Annotated in this window: 15 protein-coding genes; 5 read left to right on the forward strand and 10 right to left on the reverse strand. The window is 47.0% G+C overall.

What is annotated here, in order from left to right; translation table 11 throughout:
- The first annotated feature begins 1 nt into the window (after position 1).
- The 4 genes from ahbD (at position 2) to FMS18_RS18160 (ending at position 3,411) form a co-directional block, all read left to right on the forward strand.
- Positions 2–1,186, forward strand: a complete 1,185-nt coding sequence (ahbD, locus tag FMS18_RS18145; protein ID WP_163296086.1) for a heme b synthase — start codon at positions 2–4, stop codon at positions 1,184–1,186.
- Positions 1,187–1,410: 224 nt separating this feature from the next.
- Entirely contained in the window at positions 1,411–1,875 is a 465-nt protein-coding gene (locus tag FMS18_RS18150) for an AsnC family transcriptional regulator (protein ID WP_163296087.1), read from the forward strand.
- Positions 1,875–2,546 carry a ribulose-phosphate 3-epimerase gene (gene rpe / locus FMS18_RS18155; protein ID WP_163296088.1) on the forward strand — a complete coding sequence of 224 codons (672 nt, stop codon included), beginning with the start codon at positions 1,875–1,877 and terminating at the stop codon, positions 2,544–2,546. Before FMS18_RS18150 ends, rpe begins: the two co-directional genes overlap by 1 nt.
- Positions 2,547–2,712: 166 nt before the next feature.
- Positions 2,713–3,411 carry a transporter substrate-binding domain-containing protein gene (locus tag FMS18_RS18160; RefSeq protein ID WP_163296089.1) on the forward strand — a complete coding sequence of 233 codons (699 nt, stop codon included), beginning with the start codon at positions 2,713–2,715 and terminating at the stop codon, positions 3,409–3,411.
- A gap of 53 nt (positions 3,412–3,464) precedes the next feature.
- On the opposite strand, the gene FMS18_RS18165 is transcribed toward FMS18_RS18160, so the two are convergent.
- The 6 genes from FMS18_RS18165 to FMS18_RS18185 form a co-directional block, all read right to left on the reverse strand.
- Positions 3,465–4,361: a hypothetical protein gene (locus tag FMS18_RS18165; RefSeq protein ID WP_163296090.1), complete on the reverse strand. Its 897-nt coding sequence runs from the start codon at positions 4,359–4,361 to the stop codon at positions 3,465–3,467.
- Positions 4,361–4,603 carry a hypothetical protein gene (locus FMS18_RS20755; RefSeq protein WP_239061098.1) on the reverse strand — a complete coding sequence of 81 codons (243 nt, stop codon included), beginning with the start codon at positions 4,601–4,603 and terminating at the stop codon, positions 4,361–4,363. Before FMS18_RS20755 ends, FMS18_RS18165 begins: the two co-directional genes overlap by 1 nt.
- Positions 4,604–4,680: 77 nt before the next feature.
- Positions 4,681–5,289, reverse strand: coding sequence for a tetratricopeptide repeat protein (locus FMS18_RS20760; protein ID WP_239061099.1), 609 nt, complete (start codon positions 5,287–5,289; stop codon positions 4,681–4,683).
- Positions 5,290–5,500: 211 nt separating this feature from the next.
- The gene (locus tag FMS18_RS18175; RefSeq protein ID WP_163296091.1) at positions 5,501–6,655 is read right to left on the reverse strand and encodes a helix-turn-helix domain-containing protein; all 1,155 of its coding nucleotides are present in this window, start codon (positions 6,653–6,655) and stop codon (positions 5,501–5,503) included.
- Between the two features lie 15 nt (positions 6,656–6,670).
- Complete coding sequence (locus FMS18_RS18180; protein ID WP_163296092.1) at positions 6,671–7,627, reverse strand: tetratricopeptide repeat protein; 957 nt, start codon at positions 7,625–7,627, stop codon at positions 6,671–6,673.
- A gap of 106 nt (positions 7,628–7,733) precedes the next feature.
- Positions 7,734–8,336: a DUF445 domain-containing protein gene (locus tag FMS18_RS18185; RefSeq protein ID WP_163296093.1), complete on the reverse strand. Its 603-nt coding sequence runs from the start codon at positions 8,334–8,336 to the stop codon at positions 7,734–7,736.
- A 190-nt stretch (positions 8,337–8,526) separates the two neighbouring features.
- Here FMS18_RS18185 and FMS18_RS18190 point away from each other — a divergent pair, with 190 nt between their 5' ends.
- On the forward strand, positions 8,527–9,678 hold the full coding sequence (locus FMS18_RS18190) for a sensor domain-containing diguanylate cyclase (protein ID WP_163296094.1): 1,152 nt from the start codon (positions 8,527–8,529) through the stop codon (positions 9,676–9,678).
- Here the strand turns inward: FMS18_RS18190 and FMS18_RS18195 are convergent.
- The 4 genes from FMS18_RS18195 to FMS18_RS18210 are packed head-to-tail and all read right to left on the reverse strand — an operon-like array spanning position 9,660 to position 13,411.
- Positions 9,660–10,343: an ABC-type transport auxiliary lipoprotein family protein gene (locus FMS18_RS18195; protein WP_163296095.1), complete on the reverse strand. Its 684-nt coding sequence runs from the start codon at positions 10,341–10,343 to the stop codon at positions 9,660–9,662. The two genes, FMS18_RS18190 and FMS18_RS18195, sit on opposite strands and share 19 nt — an antisense overlap.
- Complete coding sequence (locus tag FMS18_RS18200; RefSeq protein WP_163296096.1) at positions 10,343–11,500, reverse strand: MlaD family protein; 1,158 nt, start codon at positions 11,498–11,500, stop codon at positions 10,343–10,345. The genes FMS18_RS18195 and FMS18_RS18200 overlap by 1 nt, the downstream gene beginning before the upstream one ends.
- On the reverse strand, positions 11,497–12,294 hold the full coding sequence (locus FMS18_RS18205) for an ABC transporter ATP-binding protein (protein WP_163296097.1): 798 nt from the start codon (positions 12,292–12,294) through the stop codon (positions 11,497–11,499). Before FMS18_RS18205 ends, FMS18_RS18200 begins: the two co-directional genes overlap by 4 nt.
- A gap of 1 nt (position 12,295) precedes the next feature.
- Positions 12,296–13,411, reverse strand: a complete 1,116-nt coding sequence (locus FMS18_RS18210) for an MlaE family lipid ABC transporter permease subunit (protein ID WP_163296098.1) — start codon at positions 13,409–13,411, stop codon at positions 12,296–12,298.
- Positions 13,412–13,771: the final 360 nt, after the last annotated feature.

Below are 13,771 nucleotides of genomic sequence, written 5' to 3' on the forward strand. Positions count from 1 at the left end.
TATGAGCGATAAAAAAATGACAGGCGGACACCCCGGAGGTCATCCAGGTGGAAAACCGGGCCATCCCGGAGGCGGACATCCCGGAGGTCATCCGGGCGTACATCCTATTCCCCAGAAGAACGCTGACGGATCTCCCCCGCTGCGTCTGATCGCATGGGAAATCACCCGTTCCTGTAACCTAGCCTGCAAGCATTGTAGAGCCGAAGCGCACCCTGAGCCTTATCCGGGTGAACTTTCCACTGAAGAAGCAAAAGCACTTATCGATACATTTCCTGAAACCGGGGACCCGATCATCATCTTCACCGGCGGCGAACCACTGCTGCGCCATGATGTCTTCGAACTGGTTTCCTACGCCAATGACAAAGGTCTGCGTTGCGTAATGGCACCCAACGGTACCCTGCTCACCGCAGAAAATTCCGTACAGCTCAAGGAAGTGGGCATCCAGCGTTGCTCAATCTCCATTGATGCGAAAGAAGCAAAATACCACGATGAATTCCGCGGCGAAAAAGGCGCATTTGATATGTCCATGCAGGGCATCCAGTATCTGAAAGATGCCGGAATCGAGTTCCAGATCAACACTACTGTGACTCGCAATAACCTGCACATGTTCAAGGATATCTTTCATCTGGCCAAAGACCTTGGTGCATCCGCATGGCACATTTTCCTGCTGGTTCCCACCGGACGCGCGTCTGAACTTGGTGCGGAAGTAATTTCCGCAGATGAGTACGAAGAAGTCCTTAACTGGTTCTACGATTTTCAAAAGACCACCGATATGCAGCTCAAGGCCACCTGCGCACCGCATTATCACCGTATTCTGCGCCAGCGCGCCAAAGAAGAAGGCATTCCGGTCAACTTTGAAAACTTCGGACTGGATGCAGTCAGCCGTGGTTGCCTCGGCGGCGTAGGCTTCTGCTTCATTTCCCATCGCGGACAGGTGCAGCCCTGCGGCTATCTTGATCTGGACTGCGGCAACGTGCGCGAGATTCCATTCCCGGAAATCTGGGCCAAATCACCGCAATTCCTGAACCTGCGCAACCCCGACACCTACGACGGCAAGTGCGGACACTGCGAATATGAAAAAGTCTGCGGCGGCTGCCGTGCGCGCGCGCAGACCATGGAAGATAACTACCTCGGACCTGAACCGCTCTGCTCTTACGAGCCGAAGAAAAAATCCAAAAAGGCTTAATTTTGATGCGCTTCGCGCTTTTTGACAATTTGATTTCGCCTCCGGCGTCCAAAGGGGACAATCCCCTTTGGAATCCTTAAGGATTTTAATTGCTGGAGCCTTAATACATCTTTTGCCCGCCAACCCGGCGTAGCCCTACTAAAAGTTTTTGGGATTCTTAAACACTTTTACAAAAAGGGTTTAAGGCCCCCGGCAGGGCCGCCGGAGGCTTTCAAGGATAAAATATGGACGCAGTAGATAAAGATATTCTCGGCATCATCCAATCCCACTTCCCCATTGTTTCCCGTCCTTACGAGGAAATCGGCAAACTGGTGGGTGTATCCGAAGAGGAAGCCCTTTCAAGAGTGAACACCATGCGTGAAGACGGTGTTATCCGCCGCGTTGGTGCGAACTTCGGTTCCCGCGAACTGGGCTGGCATTCCACCCTTTGCGCAGCCAGCGTGCCAGAAGAAAAAATGGAAGAATTTGTAGCCGAGGTTAACCGTTACAGCGGCGTTACCCACAACTACCTGCGTGAAAACAAATTCAACATCTGGTTTACCTTCATCGGGCCGGACAAAGAGACCGTACAGAGTACTCTCGCCGCTATCACAGAGAAGACCGGTATCCGCGTTCTCTATCTGCCCGCCACCAAAATGTTCAAGATCAAGGTTGATTTTGACATGAAGGAAGACAAGGAGAAAAAATAATGGCAGCCAAGGAAACCATCATTTCCCCATCCCTGCTTTCCTGTGATTTCAGCCGTCTGGCTGAAGAATTGAAAGCTCTGGAAGAAGCAGGACTCAAGTGGGCGCATCTCGATGTAATGGACGGCAAATTCGTGCCCAACATCACTTTCGGGCCTCCGGTAATCAAGTCCATGCGCAAGGAATGCAACCTGTTCTTCGACTGCCATCTCATGATTGAGCAGCCCGAACGTTACATTGATGAATTCTGCGATACCGGAGCCGACCTGCTCTGCATCCACGCTGAATCCACCGTGCATCTTGAACGCGCTGTGACCGCCATTGCAGAGAAAGGCGTAAAGCCCGCAGTAGCCCTCAACCCGGCTACTCCACTGGAATCCATCAAATACCTGATTCCGCAGCTGCACATGGTGCTGATCATGTCTGTTAACCCCGGTTTCGGCGGTCAGAAGTACATCCCATTCTGCACCCAGAAGGTGCGTGACCTGCGAGCCATGATTGATGAAATGGGTGCTGACACCCTCATCCAGTTGGATGGCGGCGTGACCATGGATAACTGTCGTGAGCTGGTGGAAGCAGGTGCGGACGTGCTTGTTTCCGGTTCTGCATTTTTCAAATATCCGCCTTACGCAGAGCGGCACAAACTGTTCTTGGAAACATGTTCCGGTAAGTAAGCGATTTACGAACCGATTTTGATTACTTCAAACGGAAGAGTGCAATACAGTGCTCTTCCGTTTTTTATTAATGAGAATATTGAAAAAGCTTCTTTCCCGCTAATTCTGATGATAAGATAACGGTGAATATCTATTAAAGTGATCATCCGTGGAGAGAAGCAACAGCATGCCATTTCTTAAAATATTCCTACCATTTATACTTACCTTAGCAATGGTGTCTCCTACACAGGCTGCTGAGAAATGGACTATAACATCATTGGACTGGGAGCCATACTCAGGCAAAAAATTACCTGACCATGGAAAATCAATTGTAAAACTCAGGCAGGCTCTGCAACTAAACGGGATCATACTGGAAGTAAATTTCCTCCCCTGGGCCAGAGCCAAGGCCATGGCAACCCAGCCGGGATACGTTGGCTATTTTCCTGCATGGCCGGAAGAAGTTAATGAAGGATTCATAGCTTCCCCACCTGTTGACTGGTCTGAAATTGCCATCATGTCACTAGGAGAACGAACAATCCCCGCCGATCTTGATTCGTTATTCTCCACCCATATTGTCGGGCTAATACGAAGTTATACCTACCCGAAAGAGATAGAAGAAGCTGCCAGCCGACACAAAAACAATGTAGACGAAGCACCGGACGAAAATTCACTTGTCAGAAAACTGGCCCGCGGGAGATGCGATGTTGCAATCACTGACCCGGCAGTAATGAAATACTACGCTGAACAAAACAACATTGAGGACATTGTTGCCTTGAAACATATCTGCAAAATCCCTCTGGTACTTGCGATTAAAAATTCCGCCCAGAGTAAACGCGTTTTGGAAATACTGACAAATGCCCTTGCGCGGCAAATAGAACCAAAATAAAAGACCGAAATATTTTATTTATTACGGCCTTCTAGATTCTTATTCTTGTATGGTTATTTTTTGGTTTGGCTCTGTCCTCCTCGCCAACTAGCAGGTGAAGAGCTGAATGCTCTGCCATCAGGACGACTCTTAATTGTTGAAATTGACAGCGCCCTAGCTTTTTCTTTCGCAGTCGGGGTACGCCCTCTCCCTCCTCTTGCGGAAAGATTCTTTGCAACACGAGACTCCTTACTGCCCAGTTTCGCTTTCCCAGACACCCGACTTAATCCGATAGCCTTATCTGCGTTCCCACCTGTTATGCCAGGAGTAACAGAAAGCCCACTTCTCAAATCACGTACGGTTCCACCACCTATTCGCGAACGGACTCCCCTTTGCGATCCAGATCTTTTAGGACCTAAACTGCGAGAAGCTGAACCTTTGGGAGTAATTCCTATCGGCTGTAATGTAATCGTATCAACACGAGCGGAAACGACAATAGATTCCGGCATTGCTCCCAGTTCACGGGTAATTTCAGTAACCCCCATTTTCTGAGCGCGCATTGAAGCAATTGTGGCCTGCTTGACACCTGTTAATTTCGCAAGGGTCTCATCTGCATTTTTCTGTACAGTACTCAGCTTGCCGCGAACGACGGCAAGACGCTCAGTTGCAGCGGCAAGCAACTCAGGTTTTTCTACCTTCTGTAACTGGACAATTTCCTTAAGTACGTTACGGACTTCTTTTTTTCCTGCCTTGATTTCATTTTCTATCTTAGCCACCTCAATAGCCGATTGTGCCGCTTCAGAAGCCACAACATCCCTTACTTCTGTCTCTGCAGCGTCCACTTCCTCTGGAGTAGAAAAGTAAGAAACATCATCATTGAGATCTACGGCATAAGAATTTCCTGCCCTAAATATCAATACGCTAAAAACGAAAAGAAGAAGGCATAGAGAACTAGTCATTACACTCTTCATTATGACTCCTCCTTTTTCAAAACAGTTATAAAACGGATAGAATCATTGAGCTTGTATGTCCGCTCGCCACGCCGAATCTCCTCTGCAACACCGAACCAACTTAATGGCAACCTGCCGGCCTCAATACTCGGATATGCATTGAGGATATAATTACGAATATGTTTAGCCCTTGCTTTGGCTAGTTCGGAATTTCCTTCACAGTAAGCGACAATGTGGAACGCATTTTTTTTGTCTGACTCCATAATCGCAGCCAAAACTCTAAGTGACAAACTACTTTCAAGATTTGACTTAACTGTTCCAGATTTAAAATGAATAGATCTTAAAGTAACATTACGCTTTCCCAGAATAAAATTTCGGTAAGAAAATCACCAAGAATATTCAGTTGCGCGGTTCCATATACAGCAAGACTTCCATCTGGATAATATTCCAAAAATTTTTTCCATTGCTTTACAGCCTGTTCCCTTGCGCCCTGTCTGGTTAGGATTTCAGCCCGGTTATACAATGCCTGTGGATTATATTTATCCTTCAGGATAACTTTATCATAGAGACTAAGTGCCTGATCAAGTCTACCTTCATCAAGATAACTATGGGCCAGATAAAGATTCGCTGAGATATTATCCTCATCTATAGAAAGAGCCTGCTTGTAATTTGCCTGCTCCTCATCAAAATCATCCAAGGCCCAACAGGCTACACCGACCCAGAAACGGTAATCAGAATTATCTGGATCAAGTTTTGCGGCTTTCTGCAACAGCTCGGAAGCCTTTTCAGGTTCCTCAAGAGCAAGATAATAGCGTCCCAAATAATATGCAGCGGCAGCATCTTCGGGGTCTTCACCGAATTCTTCGCTAAAAACCCTGATTCCGTCCTCAAACTCACCATGATTTAGATAGTATGGCCCGGCGAATTGAGCACACCCTGGTACAAGCATGATCCCAAAGAGAAGCCCCAGTATTAAAATAAATCGCAATTAAACCTCCAAAAACCGTATTAGCAGACTCCCCAGAGTCACTTCTAATAATAACAGAAAAATAACAACTCTTGGCGGAACTATATGATTCTTAACAAATGAATCTGCTTCAGATCATAAAAAAGCCTCCGATAACTTTTCAGCTATCGGAGGCTTATAATTGGTTCATTTTCTACTTGTTATTACCTTTGCCATTTCCACCCTTATTACCCTTGCCGGAGCTCTTGCCCTTGGAACTGCTTGAAGCGGCATTGGAATTAGAGGTACTTGCACCAACTCCACCATCCACGCTGCTACCGGAATTACCACGTCCACCGGAAGACTTACTGTTCGAGGCGGACTCAGAGCCTTTGCCGCCACTCTGAGCCTTGCTGGAAGCACGACTAAGGCCTACAGACTTATCACCCTGCCCACCAGAGACTCCGGGAGTCTTGGAGACACCGGTCTTGGTGTTCCTCGAAGTAGCAACTTCAGACTTCTTGCTCTGACCGTAATTCTTGGCGGTTGCAGCAGTTCCGGTTGCGGTAGTACGTTCCTGAACCTGCTTCTGATGCCCCAATCCGAGAGTGCTGGGATGTACGCCAAGTTCTTGGGCAATTTCACCCCATCCCATGCCTTGTTCACGCATGGAAGCAATGGCACCGGTATCGATTGAAGCGGCAGCTGCAAGCGTTTCGTCAGCAGTAGTCTGAGCAGACTCAAGACCGCTTTGTGCGGTGGCAAGGTCAGCTGCGGCTGCATCACGTTCAGCTTCAGCTGCTGTCAGGCCGGATTCTGCTTCAGCTTTAGCTGTTTCTGCCGTGGCCAATTCAGTTTGGGCTTCAGTAAGTTCAGCCTGAGCAGTTGCCAGTGCCTCATCATCCTCAGCCTCAGTGGCTGCGGTTACAGCTTCAGTGGCTGCGGCGACAGCATCAGTAGCTGCGGCGACGTCCGCCTCAGCGGTTTCAACCGCAGTATTAAGACTGTCCACAGAAGTCTGGGCGGTCTCCACTGCGGAGGTTGCGGCATCCACATCTTCCTGTGCTGCACTCACGCCAGCCTCAGCCTCAGCAATTGCTTCGCCGAACTCTTCGGCCTTGGCTTCAGCATCCGCCGCTGCAAGGGCTTCAGCTTTAGCTGCCTGAGCAGGATTATCAAACGCCGGAGCATCGGCCTCATCTTCAGTAGGTTCGCCAGTATCAGCCGGGTCGGTTGTTTCCGTGGTTTCAGTCGCCTCGGTTGTCTCTCCGGTCTGGGTATCCTGAGCGAGCAAGGGCTGAACCGAAAACATTACACTCAGGACCAGAATCGCAACCAGCCATAAGATTTTTCCAAACATAGTTTTCATAAACTCCTCCCTCCCCTAGTTGACTACAGTTATAAACTGTATGGATTCATCCAGCTTGAAAGTCCTGCCACCCCTTTCCACCTCTTCAGCGGTTCCGAACCAGCTTAAAGGCATTCTTGCAGGGTCAAAATCAGGATGTCCGCTCAGTATATAATCACGGACTCCCTTGGCGCGGTCCTTTGCCAGTTTCACATCCCCATCCACATACGCCACAATGTAAAAGCGGAGATTCTTATTCTCCTCCATCATTGCGGCAATCACATGCAGAGAACTTTTGCTTTCCAGATCAGAATCAGCTTTTCCGGGTTTATATTTAATGCTGCGCAAAGTTAAATTGCGGGTCCCGAAAATGAAATTGCGATAGCTAAAGTCGCCAAGCAGATTCAGTTTTTCAGTACCACTCATGGCCAGAGTCCCATCCGGGTAGTACTCAAGAAAATTCTTCCAAGCTTTGACAGCTTCATCTTTCTTACCCTGCCTTCCCAATATGTCGGCACGGTTGTAGAGAGCTTCAGGATTGTATTTATCCAGTTTGATGACCTTGTCATAAAGGATAAGAGCTTCAATGAGCTTTCCTTCTTCAAGGTAGCTGTGGGCGAGATAGAGATTGGCAGAAATATGATCAGGATCAAGTTTAAGGACACTACGGTAAGCAGCCCTTTCCTTGCTGTATTGCTTCAAGGCCCAATAGTTAACACCGGACCAGAATAGGTAATCAACATTATCAGATTCAATGCTGACCGCTTTTGAAAAATAAGGAAGAGCTTCCTTCGGCTTTTTCAAGGCCATGTAGTAACGACCTAGATAGTACGCATAATCGGCATCGTCAGGACTTTCTTGCAGCCTTTCGCTGAATACCTTGATTCCTTCCTTATACTTGTGGTTCTTCAGATAATATGGACCTGAAAATTTCGCACATCCAGCCGCAACAAAAACTGCAAAAACCACAAAGAACAAAAGCAAACGTTTCACAACGACCTCCATAAGTTGGAGTTTGTGTCCGCCCCCTAAAAAAATACCGCCTACTAGTAATATAATACTTGTAGGCGGCATTAGCCATTCTTTAGCTTTCTTTATTTTATAACAGGAAGATTCCAACCTGAATCAAACCGATAATGAAACCGAGAATACCACCGATAACTTCAATAAATTTAAACTCTTTCTTCATAATGGAAAAAAGGATGGACTCAAGCTGCTCCATGGAAAAGCATTCAACTTTATCCTGAACAATACATTTAAAATCAAGAGAACACTCAAGCTGAGAGGAGGTGGTTTCAATTAATTTAGGCAGCATGGAGTCAAGTTCCTGAGAAAGCATTCCCTTAACAGTCTTCATGGTTTCATCATTAAGAAACATGCCGACCATGGGATGCAGGGAAGTCAGTTTTTCCCGAAAAAATACATCCAGATATTCAAGCACAACATCTTTATGCTTATCGATAAATGCCGGATCGTGAATTACATTTTTGATGTCTGTATGGGAAATAAGTTCCCTTTCAATCATCTCACCGAGTCGCAAAGCCAATTCTTTCTGACGCTTGGGAAAAATCCCCTGAATAGTAAAGGGACCTACCTTAATAGGTTTATGCGGATGAAAAAGCATTTTCACCGCAAGGAAGTTTGTAAACCAGCCGATCAAAGCGCAGATTACGGGAGAAAGAAGAAGCTTCATTGTTATCATTATATTTTTTCCTGAATTATTTTTATATGTTCCTTAAAAAGAAGTGCGCGGACATATTTGTCTAATTTTGTACAAAGTGCAAGCAAATAAAAGGAACTTTTCACTTTACAAAAATAACACTTGATTAGTTAATAAATCAGTGTAAACTTCTCTGCCTAATAGGGTGGAGTAAAGTGAAGGGTGGTATTATATGAAAAATCTAAGCAGTTCCAGATCTATCTATTCTGAACTGGCAGAACTCAGGGACAAAAACACGACCCTGAGAAATTCATTGCTTTCCAAATGTCCTGACTGTGGTCAGTTCCGATTCCGCGATCTTTTTTCCAATGCGGCATCCGCCATTGTTATTCTGGACAAGAACGGCAAAATACTATTTGCCAACTCTGCTTTCACTGCAATAATGACCTTTACCCAAGAAGAAGCTATCGGTAACTCGCTGCATGAGCTACTTATATCCGAGCATGATACGGAAGGTAGAGAATATCTGCACAATCTTTTTTGCGGCCCGGCAGGCAAAGCCAATCTAAGCTTAAAAATCACCGATAAAAATGAAGAACCCCACTTCATCGATATGTCAGTGGCTAATATTGCCGCTTCCTGCGATACCCCTGAAAACTGTATCTGCATAATACAGGATGTTACTTCTGAGAAAGAAGCCGAGCATCACCGTGAAAAATTGATTGAAGAACTGATGGAAGTCAAAGAACTTCAGGAAGACAACGCTGCGCAGCTGGCTACTCTGCTCCATGAGCTGGATGAAAAGAATTATGCACTGGAACAGGAAATTACCGAAAGGAAAAAAGCGGAACAGAAGCTTAAGGAAAGTGAAGAACGCTTTAAAAACCTGAGCATCACCGACCAGCTGACCGGACTTTTCAACCGCCGCCATATGCTGGATGTTGCTGAAAAAGAAATTTTCAAAAGCCGCAACACAGGACACCCATTAAGCGTAATGCTTATGGATGTAGATGATTTCAAAATGTTCAACGATACGTACGGACATGCCGCCGGGGACGATATCCTTGAAGCCATCGGACTGATTATCAGAAATAATATACGCGGCAGGGACAAGGCCTTCCGCTATGGCGGAGAAGAATTTATGGTTATCCTTCCGGAAACAAACGGACTGGAAGCAATAAAAGTTGCTGAATCAATCCGCACCGCCCTGGCTGCTTTTGAATACCGGCCTGCAAATGAAGAGCCCGTATACAAAACCATAAGTATCGGCGTAGCGGAATTTTCCAATGACGAATCCTTGGAAAAAGTAATCAAGCGCGCTGATGACAATATGTACCGCTGCAAAATAAAAGGTAAGAACAGGGTCTATTTTTCCTGTGAATAACCTTTTGCTTTGTCAAAATGGTTTGTATGTACTGTTTCAGCAAGATCCTTTTCCAGCTCAATAAAAATATCACTTAATCCGGAGTTCATGGCCCTTACCAGAGCTGCCGGACCGGTTGATTCTACAACCACTTCCCGGCTGAAATCACGGGAATAAACAATAGGCATATCAGCACTATCGTTATTAAGCAGGATAAACTGCATATTGATGACCGCCTTTGCTTCCGGCCCTGAATAGTCACCATAAATGGAATTGACCACTCCTTCCAAAAGCAATTCTCCGGTGCCCATGCTATCCGGCCCCAGCACATTGGCGAATATCCCGGAATCGCCCATCCAGACCCGCAATTCCTGAGTGATCAATGCCGCAGGCGGAACGAAAAAAGAATTGTAATAATCCGCTTCAAAAGCATTCTCGTCGACCTTGTAAACAAGGTCACGATCCTCGTAGCGAGGGGAAATCTTAACCCGCCTGACAATCAGATTTTTTACTGCGTGAATCTTATTCTTCTGCTTGTCCGCCCGAACCACATCAAGAGTGTAGTACTTACGGTCGAGGCTGGGACGCTCCAGTTTTACACACCCCGCTAATCCGCACGCAAAAATAAAAACAGACAGGATCACAACCTTATATAACTCGGACCTGGAGATATTGGGCATTTTCATTATTTACTCTCCTGCTTAATTGGAGCTTTCTTCGGAGGATCTCCGAAAAGCACACCTGACGGATATTGTCTGGCCTCACTGCTAAGTTCACGCAGATTTTCCATAAGCCTGCGTACATTATCCAGAATGGCTTCAATATTACCCTGCTGCCCGGCCACAGTCATATTCACCCTTGAAAGAGTGGATTCAAACCGCACGGCCGCGCCTTTGATTCTATCAGACGCTTCACTTATATTATTTAATGTAGTTGAAAGATCAGCCAGAGTTTTTGTCCCTTTCGGACCGGCAAGATACTCTTCCATACCACCGGTCACATTTTTCGCACTTTCAGAAGCTTTGCGGATATCTTTCATAGCAGCCACAATATCACCGGAAGAACTTTCCATAACCTTGCGCAAGTTACGGGCCGCAGCAGCCACATCAGGCATGAGGCTGTCCACTTCCGGGTCAGCCAACAACTGATTTATACGGGCGATAAATTTTTCCGCCTCAAACAGGGTCCCGGTCAACCGTTTGCTGATTTCTCCGGTATCGGAATTTTTAAGAAATGTACTCATGCTCTGAGCCACTGAACGCACATCTTCAATTGCTTCAGAAATATTGGCCTTATTGATATCTTCCAATGTATCACTGATGGAGGCCACTGCACTTTCCACCTTGCTCATCATGGATGGAGCGGAAGGTACATAAATATATTTGGGCTTCCAAGTAATCTCAAGCGGAGGATTTTTTTCCGGGTCAACATAATCAATCTCAAGGAAAAGCTGACCGGTAAGTCCCAAGGAAACAGGCCGGGCGCGAAGTCCCCGGTTTACTTCCCTCTTAAGGGCGTGTACAAGCTCCTGCCCTTCTTTTGTCTTAAACATTTTATGATTCAAATCACCAAGAAGATAGACATAGCGCAAAGCACTCTGACTTAAATCCACATAATGGTCGGTAACAAAGCCGATCTGGCTGACCGTGCCGATTTTCACCCCACGGAATTTAATGGGGGACCCGACCTCAAGACCATTCACAGATTCGTTCAGATAGGTTTCCATCTTAACACTGTGCTCAAAAACTTTTCCGGCACCAAGGATCGCCAGCACCGATACAAACAGCAAAACGCCGATTATTATAAAAAGTCCCAGTCTGAATGGATTGGTTTTACGACTCATATATTCTCCGTAACCAAAGAGGATTCCCCGGCTTTTTCTCCAACTTCACGATGAAAAAATCTGCGCACCTGCGGATGTTCCGATTCTTCACTGAGAACACGGGGATCACCCTCGGCAATAATTCCACGGGTGTCCTTATCAAGCATGATCACCCGGTCTGCAATGGAAAAAATTGATTGCAACTCATGGGTTACAATCACAAATGTAACCCCCAGCGAACGGGACAAGCTGCGCACCAGTTCGTCAAGTTCGGCAGATGTGATGGGATCAAGCCCAGCGGAAGGCTCATCTAGAAAAAGAATCTTCGGATCAAGAGCCATAGCCCGTGCGATGGCTCCACGCTTAAGCATCCCCCCGGAAAGCTCAGACGGCATTTTGTCTGCGGAAGTCTCCAAACCGACCAAAGAAAGCTTCATGCGTGCAGTATAATCCATGGCCTCCCGAGGCATGGAAGTAAATTCTTCCAACGGTAAACGCACATTCTCAAGCAGGGTCATGGAACCGAACAAAGCACCCATCTGATACATGACCCCGATACGCTGCAAAATTTCCAGCCTTGTTTGCCCATAAGCGGAGCCGATGTCATCCCCGTCAATAAATATCTGTCCTGCTGCCGGGGGATACAGTCCGATCATATGCTTGAGCACGGTACTTTTTCCGCAACCGGAACCACCAAGAATAATGAAAATTTCGCCCTGCCGGACATCAAAAGAAACATCATCAATAATGACGGAATCACCATAGGCGCAGGTAAGATTCTGCACGTTTATTATATTGTCATTCGCGCGAACCAATTTAAATCCCCGTAAGGAAAAAGATTACCGCAAAAACCCCGTCAAACACCGCAATAAGAATGATCCCGCTGACCACCGCACTGGTGGTGGAATCACCCACCGCGCTGGCTCCGGATTTAGTCACCAGTCCGCGCTGGCAACCGATCCCGGCTACAAGAAAACTGAAGACTACCGCTTTAATCATGCCGCCGGAAAAATCCATCCACTGCACATTCTGGAAAACACGACCGGTATATGTACTCAGCGGATACCCCATGGAAAGCATGACCAATGCGCCGCCCACAAGGGACATGAAGTTAAAAAAAAGAGTCAGCAACGGAGTCATGCAAACTGTTGCCAGCACCCTGGGAAGAACCAGAAAACTGACCGGGTTAAGCCCCATGGTATTCAGGGCATCCAACTCTTCATTGACCTTCATGGTTCCGATCTCGGCGGCAAAAGCTGATCCGGTACGTCCGGCCAGCAGGATAGCGGTGACCATAGGACCCAGTTCACGAAACATGACCAGCCCGAGCATATTGGGCACAAAAATTTCAGCCCCGAAACGCATGAGAGATACGGCGGACTGGAAAGACATGATCAGGCCCATCAGAAAACCAATCAAAAGAATAATGGGCAGCCCGTCAGCCCCCACCTTTTCGCAGGTCAGCCAGAAATCGGGCCAGCGCAATTTATTCTTGCAGGTGGCGGTACTGAGGGCGGCAATGACGCAATTCCCGGTAAATTCAATCTGCTCACGCATGTCTGCGGCCACGGCCTGACCTGAAAGTCCAATGGAAGTGATCCAACCCCGTATTCCGCCCTTGCCTTTATCTTCTCCCTGCGGGGGAGCGGTTTTGTCCACATCGAACAGATCAAGAAAAGCGGCAAATTCCGGTCGCAAACCTGTGATGGAAAGGGCTAAGCCCCGATCCCGGCAGCCGGCTTTCATCATCATAAACAAAGAAGCACCGCCGCCGTCCAGATACTCGATTCCAGAGCATTCCACAGTGGAACAACCCGCCGCCACAGCGGAACGGGCCTGTTCCCACACTTGTCCGGCTCCCTCGGCATCCAGATGTCCGGACAGGATCATGCGCGAGTCTGATTTTTTAAGTAACACAGAACCTGAAACCATAATTATAATTCACTCTTTTTCAATTATATACCATGCTTTTAGCAGGTGGTAACCCGAAAGGGAAGCAAGAAGTGTGTAGCATATCAATGTTACCTATTTCCTTTCTCCTACTTTATCCATTACATGACTGCTGCGAGATATTATTTGTTGATGAAAAATGCACAATTCATCAGCAATCACAAACAAACACGCCCCGTGGAGGCATATCAATGACTACTAAACAACCACCAGCTAGAAGCTGGTGGGTTTGAGCTAGCGGACTGAAAGTCCAGCATAACACCGGCAGGCTAACGCAGCCGGTTAATTCTCAATGTCGAAACCATCGTTAGGATTGCGTTCAAAATGATGAGCCAAATATTC

The sequence above is a fragment of the Desulfovibrio sp. JC022 genome (assembly GCF_010470665.1).
Classification (GTDB): domain Bacteria; phylum Desulfobacterota; class Desulfovibrionia; order Desulfovibrionales; family Desulfovibrionaceae; genus Maridesulfovibrio.